Below are 3,098 nucleotides of genomic sequence, written 5' to 3'. Positions count from 1 at the left end.
GAACCACTTCAAGCTTCAGGCTTGGATCGAATGTTATGCGTTTTCTTGTTGCCATGTCTTGCTCCTCAGGTGGTGCATTTTCCACCTATTGAGGTGTCCGGACAAATTAGACCACAGCAGGTTCGCGTAAGCTGTTCGAGAAACAGCGGGATTCCTGTTTGGATTTGAGCTGCGGACGCGTTCCTGGCAGGGCGTTTGGCCACTTTCGCGGCGCAGCGGGAAATCAGGTCCGCGCGATTGTTCGCGAGAAAATTGTGCATCATGGCGAAGCCTCGTTAAAGTTGGGCGAAATTTGCCCTAGGAATAGGGTTTTGGAAACGACTAAGCTAAGGTTAGAGGATAGGCGCTGCCCCATGCTACGCTTTTGATCAGCCAATGCATGTCTTTGAGGTAACCTGATGTTGACGCCGACCGAAAACTGACCCACTTGTAGGCGTTGGGAGGTGCGGCCGAAAACTTGGACTGATTTATGTTGCGATTCCCAAGCTTTCCCGGTACTCGATGGGACTAAGCGCTCCCAGTGAAATCTTGATGCGCTTCTCGTTGTACCACCGAATGTAGGAATCAACAACGGTTATGAACTGCTCAACGGTAGTGTCCCGCCAATTGCGGCGTTGTTGAATAATTCGACCTGTCGCCACAGGAGTGTACAATCTGGCATCATTTCTTTCCAGGTAGGCCCGTGCCGTACAAACTGCGTATTTCGGTCATCGTGCCCAGCCATTCCGGTCTATCGTGCACACTTGCGCATGAGATGGTGTTACGCAGTTAAATTGTAGTCGGTGTGGTCACGATGGGTCGATATTTACCTCCTTTTTACGGTTTTTTGGCCGTTCGGCGCGTAGTGAGTCGCCGGTCAGCGTGAAGCGGTGGTTGCGCTGCATGATGCGGTCGAGGATCGCGTCGGCGATGGTGGCGTCGCCGATCCACGCATGCCAGTGTTCGACCGGCAGCTGGCTGGTGATGATGGTGGCCTTGCTGCCGGCACGGTCGTCGATGATCTCCAGTAAATCCGAGCGCGTCATGCTGTCGATGGCGCCCATGCCCCAGTCGTCGAGAACCAGCACATCGGTCTTGGCCAGTTGCAGCAGCCATTTGCCGAAGGCCCCGCTGCCGTGGCGGATGCGCAGTTCTTCCTGCAGACGGGGTACGCGCTGGTAAATCGCCGAGTATCCACGCCGACAGGCGTACTGCGCCAGCGCGCAGGCCAGCCAGGACTTGCCTGCACCGGTCGGCCCCGTCACCAGCACGCTGTGGCCGGCGCTGACCCAGTCGCCCAAGGCCAGGCTCATCACTTCGCGGCGGTCGATGCCGCGCCCTGCGCGCGCATCGATGTCCTCAATCGCCGCCTGCCCGTATTTCAGGTGGGCGTTCTTGAGCAGCCGTACCAGCTTGCGGTCGTTGCTGGCGTGGACCTCGCGGTCGATCAGCAGCGCGATACGTTCTTCGAAGCTTATCGCTCCCATGCCTGGTTGCGCCAGTTGTTCTTCAAGGCCGGCCGCCAAGCCGTCCAGTTTCAGGGTCCGCAGCTGCACCAGGGTGGTGTGCATCATCATCTTGTCATTCCATATTGGTAGTAGCCGGGGCCGCGCAGGTGGGCGTGCTCGGGGCTGACCCATTCGCCGGCAGTGACCGGTGCGCTCTGGTCGCGGTTGTTGGTGAGGATGTCGCGCACGTGACGGTACTGGCAGGCGCCGATCTGCAGGGCCAGCATGCAGGCCGCCTCCAGTCGCACCTTGCCGTAGCGTTTGGCCAGCGAGAGCAGGCCAAGGCAGGCGCGGTAGCCGTGCTCCGGGTGCCGGTTCTCCGCCATCAGCCGCGTCACCGCTTCGGCCGTTGCGGGACCGATGCTCTCGCCCCAGTGGATCAACCGGGTTGGTGTCCATTCCATGTGGGCGCGATGCGCCGCCGGCATATGCGCGGCCGTGGTGGTGAAGCCGCCGACCCGCAGGTCCCGGGCATGGCTGGCCACGCGCTGGCCCCGATGAAGCAGCTCGACGACCGCCGTCGTGATGCGCGCTTCGAGCATCAGGCCGACCAGGGCTTGCGGCACGCTGTAGCGATGACGTTCGACGTCGACGTGGTAGTCGATGTGGACTTTGACGGTCTTGAAGCGGGCCATCTCGTAGCGCTGCAGCGGCAGCGGCAGCAAGGCCGGTGCGTCGATATCGGCGAAGGTGCTGGCGCGGCTGCCGGGCAGCTTCTGGAACGGCTTGTCGTTCAGGCGCGCCAGCAACGGCGCCATCGCCACGTTCACCTCGTGCACGCTGGCGAACTGCTGGTGACGCAGGCGCGCCATGATCCAGCGCTCGACGATCTGCACCGCCGATTCGGCCTTGGCCTTGTCCTGCGGATGATACGGCCGCGCCGGCAGGATCGAGGTGCCGTAGTGGCGGGCGAAGTCGAGCACGGTGTCGTTGCCGCGTGGCTCGTAGCGGTTGGCGTCGGCGATCATCGCCTTCGGGTTGTCGGGCACGATGAGCTGCGTCACGCCGCCGTAGAAGGCCAGCGCACGCACCGTCGACCCGAGCCAGTCAGCCATCGTCTCGGAAGGCGTGGCGTACGCGAAGGTGTAGCTCGAGGCGCCCAGTGCCGCCACGAAGATGTGGGCACGGCCGCCGTCGGTGAGGGCGATGGTGGGGCCAGCGTAATCAATGAATAGCTTCTCGCCGGCGCGGTGGATCTGGCGCATCGAGCGCTTGAGCTGCTTGGCAAAGCGCCGGTAGTTCTCGCAGAACTGCGTGTAGCCATAGGTGTGCTGGTCGGCGTAGTCGGCGCGATGCTCCTCCCACAGCAGCATCAAGGTCATGCCCTTGCGGCGCAGTTCCTGGTGCACACGAGCATAGTCCGGTTGCACATGGTCGCGCGGACGCTCCGGGGCCACCAGCAGGCGCCGCTCCAATGAAACTTCATCGGCCCCTTGTACCGCCGCCCAGTCCAGCCCGGCGGCGGCCGCCAAGCCAAGATACTTCGTCACGGCAGCCTTCGACATACCCAATGCTGCGGCGATCTGCCGGTGTGACAGCTGGGCGTCCAACTTCAATCGCAATACATCTTTTATCTTACGCATATTGATCCTCGGTGCGGGCATGCTCTCT

The 3,098-nt window shown here is 61.8% G+C and carries 2 protein-coding genes and 1 pseudogene; all 3 read right to left on the bottom strand.

Annotated elements, in window-relative coordinates; all coding sequences use genetic code 11:
* Positions 1 to 467 precede the first annotated feature (467 nt).
* Positions 468 to 611: pseudogene (locus tag ACP7EY_RS23775) on the bottom strand (IS3 family transposase); the annotation flags it as partial.
* Between the two features lie 177 nt (positions 612 to 788).
* On the bottom strand, positions 789 to 1,556 hold the full coding sequence (gene istB, locus ACP7EY_RS23770) for an IS21-like element helper ATPase IstB (RefSeq protein ID WP_426197725.1): 768 nt from the start codon (positions 1,554 to 1,556) through the stop codon (positions 789 to 791).
* Positions 1,553 to 3,091, bottom strand: coding sequence for an IS21 family transposase (istA, locus tag ACP7EY_RS23765; RefSeq protein WP_426197726.1), 1,539 nt, complete (start codon positions 3,089 to 3,091; stop codon positions 1,553 to 1,555). The genes istB and istA overlap by 4 nt, the downstream gene beginning before the upstream one ends.
* Positions 3,092 to 3,098: the final 7 nt, after the last annotated feature.

This window comes from Massilia sp. DWR3-1-1 (assembly GCF_049898325.1).
Classification (GTDB): Bacteria; Pseudomonadota; Gammaproteobacteria; order Burkholderiales; family Burkholderiaceae_D; genus JAFCUW01.
This window is presented reverse-complemented; position numbering and strand designations above follow the sequence as displayed.